This window comes from Acetatifactor sp. (assembly GCF_982438285.1).
The window spans coordinates 1-4,812 of sequence record NZ_CEWDFQ010000241.1 but is presented as its reverse complement, the minus strand read 5'-3'; the positions used below and the strand labels follow the sequence as shown (position 1 = coordinate 4,812).

Genomic DNA, 4,812 nt, shown 5'->3' with positions numbered 1-4,812 from the left:
GGATATGCTGAAGGTGAGGGGAAGCAAGGTTTCCATGATCTTTCAGGATCCCATGACCGCGTTAAATCCAACCATGCGCGTTGGGAAACAGATTGCAGAGGTAATTTACACCCACAGAAAGGTGAGCAAAAAGGAAGCGGAGAAGGAAGCCATAAAAATGCTGGAGATGGTGGGCATCCCGGCGGAGAGATACAATGAATTTCCCCATCAGTTTTCCGGAGGAATGAAGCAGAGAGTCGTGATCGCTATCGCCCTGGCCTGCAGCCCCAAGCTGCTTTTGGCGGATGAGCCCACCACTGCCCTTGACGTGACCATTCAGGCTCAGGTGCTGGAGCTGATCAATAAGCTGAAGGAAGAATACAATACCTCCATGATTTTGATTACCCATGATCTTGGAGTGGTAAATGAAACCTGTGATAACGTGGCGGTGGTGTATGCGGGACAGATCATAGAAACGGGAACCACACGGGAAATTTTCAAAAATCCAGTTCACCCGTACACAAAGGGCCTGTTTGGCGCCCTGCCTAATATGAATATCGATTCGGAAAGACTAAGTCCCATCGAAGGACTTCCCCCTGATCCCACTAATCTTCCCCCGGGCTGCCCTTTTGCCCCGCGCTGTAAGCATGCTACAAAGCGCTGCATGGAGGGGGCGGTTCCCGAGATTGAGGTGGAGCCCGGACATTTCTGCAAATGCCATGAAATCGACTCCCACTACAGAAAGGAGAATCAGCATGTCCGTATTGATTGAGGTACAGAATCTGAAAAAATATTTTGATACGCCCAAAGGGCCTTTGCATGCGGTGGATGATGTGACCTTTGGCATTGAAAAGGGAAAGACAATGGGAGTGGTAGGAGAATCAGGCTGCGGAAAGTCAACCCTGGGACGTACGATGATCCATCTGCTAGAGAGCACGGCGGGAAAAATCTTTTTCGAAGGACTGGATGTAACCAGGCTGAACAAGCATGAGCTGCATAAATTCAGAGAGAAGGCACAGATTATTTTTCAGGATCCCTATTCCTCCCTAAACCCCCGTTATACCATTGCGGAGACCATCAGAGAGCCCTTAAAGCTCTCAAAAAGATATACAAAGGAACAAATCAGGCAGGAAGCAGAGCGGATTATGGATCTGGTGGGAATAGAAAACAGGCTCAGGGATTCCTACCCTCATGAGCTGGACGGAGGAAGAAGGCAGCGTGTTGGAATCGGACGTGCCCTGGCATTGTCCCCCAGCTTTATCGTCTGCGACGAACCGGTTTCCGCCCTGGATGTTTCCATTCAGGCACAGGTGCTGAATCTATTGATGGATCTGCAGGATCAGCAGCAGCTTACCTATATGTTTGTGACCCACGATCTTTCGGTTGTGCGGCACATTGCAGATAACATCTGTGTCATGTATCTGGGACAGCTGGTGGAAACCTGTGAGGCAAAGGAATTATTCCGTGCGCCTCTTCATCCCTATACGCAGGCGCTGCTGTCGGCCATTCCCTCCACGGATGTGGATCACAAGATGCAGCGTCAGGTGATGCACGGAGAGCTCACCTCGCCGGTAAATCCCAAACCGGGCTGCCGCTTTGCGGCCCGCTGTAAATATGCTACGGAGAAATGCTATCAGCCTCAGAAGCTGGAAGAGATTTCCCCTGGACATTTTGTGTCCTGCTGCCGTGTCAGGGAAATCGGAGAGTGAATCAGAGGAAGGAGAGGAATCATGTATGAATTAAAAGTGGGAGCAGGAAAGGCCTGTGTCAATCCGGCCAGGGAAATGATGCCCTTTCCGGGGTATGAAAATTACCTGTTTGAAGATATCTTGTCCGATCTCTATGTGAGAGCGGTGCTTTTGGACAATGGTTCCGTAAAATATCTGTTTCTGGCGGTGGATCCCGGCAGCGCTCCGGAGGAGGAGCTGAAACAGGAAATCTGCCAGAAATATAAATTACCCAGGGAATGTCTCTGTGCAGTCTGCACCCATAACCATTCCTCCCCCTTTTGGGGCACCCAGGTGCTGCCTGGAAGCGATGGAGCGGCAAAGCTTCAAAAGCAGCTGCAGTACAGAAAGCTGGTAATCCGGGGAATATATAAAGCCATTGACCAGGCCTTTGCCTCTCTTCGTCCTGCCCGCTACGGCTTTGGGGAGGGAAAGAGCTATATCAATACAAACAGAGATGTGCTCTTTGAGGACGGCTATTGGATGCAGGGGCAGAATTATGAAGGATTTTCCGATAAAACACTGGCCGTCATGAAATTTGAAGATGAGGAAGGCAATCTGATTGCGGCGCTGGCAAACTATGCCTGCCATGCCACCACTGCGTTTTGTACGCTGGACACAGACGGAAAGGGAAAAATCAGCGCCTGCTTTCCGGGAATCGCCTGCGGCTTTGCGGAAGAGCGCTTTGGAAAAGATGCGGTTGTTCTTTGGACCTCAGGAGCCGCGGGTAATCAGAATCCTCTGTTTTCCAGTGAAGGCTTTCCCCGGGTGTATGAACAGGACGGCTATTCGGAAAGTGTTCCCACACCACCGGGGACACAGTATCTCATCCAACGGAATCACGGCCAGACCCATGGCCTGGATATCATACATACCTTACAGAAAATTACCTGCAGGCGCAGAGCCATGAAAATTACCACAGCCCTGCATACGGTGGAGCTTTTGGGCCAGCATGCGCCGGAGGGAGCGGATATGCAGATGAACCGTCTGTTGGTGGACAACTTTGTGCGCAAATATCACCCGGAGCTTTTTGCAGATGGGAAAAAACCGGAAAAAAAGCTTGTGGAGATGATTCCCGGAGGCAGGGTGCCCCTTCACATGCAGCTTGCTGTTTTAGGTGATGTGGCCTGGGTGGGCATGGGAGCTGAGCTGTACAATGAGCTGGGAGTTTTGTGTAAGGAAAATTCTCCCTTCAGACAGACAGTGATAGTGACCCATACGGACGGCTTCGGAGCCGGGTACATTTTAAACGACGGTTCCAAGGATCACAAGGTTTTTCAAAGCTATTCCAAGGTACATCCGGGAAACAATGACAAACCGATCGTGGAGGGAATGCTTGATATGTTTGACAAAGCCTTAAACGGCGGATAGGAGGAGAAGCATGGCAACGAGGAAAATGCCCTGGTATGAGTTTGCGCCTCATACCTATGAAATAGATGAATTTGACTGCGCATCCATTTTTCTTCTGGAGGGAACAGAACGGGCCCTTCTTTTGGATACGGGTATCGGAATCGGCGATCTGAAAGGGCTGGCGGAGTCTTTGACGGACAAGCCCATAGACGTGGTGATGACCCATGGGCACGGCGACCATACCGGCGGGGCGGGCTGGTTTGACAGCTTTTATTTGAACGAAAAGGACTGGGATGTGTATGCTTTCCCGGAAACGCTGGACAGACGGCTGGATTATGCACAAAAAATCCGGACAAGAGAGCATAAAAACTATAACTATCAGCCAAAAGAGGACATCAGGGAATGGCCGAAGCTGCCGGAGAGAAAGAAGCTTTTGGACGGCCAGGTGTTTGACCTGGGGGGACGGCGGGTGACAGCCTGGGAATGTCCCGGGCATACGCCGGGGGAGATGGTGTTTATCGACGATCAGACCAGGATTCTCTTTGCGGGAGACGCCTGCAATAATAATCTGGGCTTTCTGACGGCTCCCGGGGAAAAGGGCTTTGTCAGCATAGAGCGGGCCTGTGCCGCTTTAAAGAGAATCTGGAATATGCGGGATCAATACGATATGATTTTTAATTCTCATCATGATTTTCGGGGGATCGGGGCGCCTCTTGCGGATTATGTGCTTCCAAACGCCATAAAGTGCTGTGAAGATCTGATTCAGGGGACGGCGAATCTGATGGAAATTCAAAATCCCATGGGGAAGGATTATCCGCCGGTGACAGTGGCGTCGCTGGATGGTAAGAGCTGGATACGCTTTCATCCGGAAGGGATTCTGGAACCGGCGCAAGGGAAGGAAATGGCATGAAGGGAAAAAATGTTTTTCTGAGTAAAAATTTTATCATTATTTGTTTTATCAATTTTGTTTTGAATATGGGGCAGTTTATGGCCAATACCATGCTGCCCAAATATGCAGATTTTCTGGGAGCCTCCGCTACCATCGTGGGAGTGGTGACCAGTATTTTTTCTGCCACATCCCTGGTGACGAAGCCCTTTTCGGGTCCTGCGGCGGATGCCTTTGAAAAAAAGAAGCTTCTCTTAGGGGGCTGCGGGGTGCTGGCAGTGACCTTCTGCGGCTACGCCTTTTCCGGGTCGGTAGGCATGCTGATCGTGTTCAGGCTTTTTCACGGTTTTGCCTCGGGAATTACCGTGATTACCTGTCTTGCCATGGTGTCGGATATTCTTCCGGAGGAAAAAATAACCTCGGGAGTGGCTTATTTTTCTATGGTTCAGGCGCTGGCCACGGCAGTAGGACCGGGACTGGGCCTGAGGATGGCGGACGCATGGGGATATCAGGTCACCTTTTTGTCGGGGCTTGCCATGCTGCTGGTATGCGTAGGACTGATTTTTCTCTTGAAGGTGCCACAAAAAGGAGAGAGAAGAGAATTCAAAATATCCTTTAAAAACTGTGTGGCGGTAGAAGCCCTTCCGCCTGCCATGATCATGATGTGCCTGGCTGCAGCGTATGTTACCATAAGCGCCTTTTTAGTGCTGTATGCGGAGGATATGGGGGTAGAGGGGATTGATATTTATTTTACGGTTTATGCAATAATTTTGCTGGTAAGCAGACCCTTGATCGGAAAGGTAACAGAAAAATTTGGAGGGGCAAAAACCTTACCTTTTACTATTATTCTGTTTACCATCGGTATGGTGC

General features: G+C 50.3%; 5 protein-coding genes. All 5 read left to right on the top strand.

Features of this window, described 5'->3' with window-relative positions; translation table 11 throughout:
- On the top strand, positions 1-751 hold a 751-nt coding region (locus AC1WIP_RS11465; protein ID WP_481141952.1), incomplete at its 5' end, for an ABC transporter ATP-binding protein.
- Positions 735-1,688 carry an ABC transporter ATP-binding protein gene (locus tag AC1WIP_RS11460; protein WP_481141951.1) on the top strand — a complete coding sequence of 318 codons (954 nt, stop codon included), beginning with the start codon at positions 735-737 and terminating at the stop codon, positions 1,686-1,688. The genes AC1WIP_RS11465 and AC1WIP_RS11460, both read left to right, overlap by 17 nt.
- A 21-nt stretch (positions 1,689-1,709) precedes the next feature.
- The gene (locus AC1WIP_RS11455) at positions 1,710-3,077 is read left to right on the top strand and encodes a neutral/alkaline non-lysosomal ceramidase N-terminal domain-containing protein (RefSeq protein WP_481141950.1); all 1,368 of its coding nucleotides are present in this window, start codon (positions 1,710-1,712) and stop codon (positions 3,075-3,077) included.
- A 10-nt stretch (positions 3,078-3,087) separates the two neighbouring features.
- A complete protein-coding gene (locus AC1WIP_RS11450; RefSeq protein ID WP_481141949.1) occupies positions 3,088-3,966 on the top strand; it encodes an MBL fold metallo-hydrolase in 879 nt (292 codons plus the stop codon).
- On the top strand, positions 3,963-4,812 hold an 850-nt coding region (locus tag AC1WIP_RS11445), incomplete at its 3' end, for an MFS transporter (protein WP_481141948.1). The genes AC1WIP_RS11450 and AC1WIP_RS11445, both read left to right, overlap by 4 nt.